This window comes from Burkholderia sp. SIMBA_062, from assembly GCF_046534765.1.
Classification (GTDB): Bacteria; Pseudomonadota; Gammaproteobacteria; order Burkholderiales; family Burkholderiaceae; genus Burkholderia; species Burkholderia ambifaria.
Window position 1 is genome coordinate 1 of sequence record NZ_JAWRYD010000534.1, and the last position, 243, is coordinate 243.

General features: G+C 65.4%; 1 pseudogene. It reads right to left on the reverse strand.

What is annotated here, in order from left to right:
• Positions 1 to 183, reverse strand: a pseudogene (locus SB786_RS37355) (MFS transporter); the annotation flags it as partial.
• Positions 184 to 243 lie beyond the last annotated feature (60 nt).

Genomic DNA, 243 nt, shown 5'->3' on the forward strand with positions numbered 1-243 from the left:
GTACGCGGTCACGCCGAGACTCAGACTGTTCGGCCCGATGCCGAACGAGCGCGCCATCTGCGGCAGCGCCGTGGCGATCACGGTGGTGTCGAGATACTCCATGAAAAACGTGGCGGCGACGATATAGGGCAGCCAGCCGATGAGCGACGAGCGCGTCCGGGGCGTGGGCGTCGTGTTCGTCATCGGCGGATCCCGGCGGGGAAAGTGTGGAAAGCGCTGCGCATGAACGGAAAGGCGAGAGAG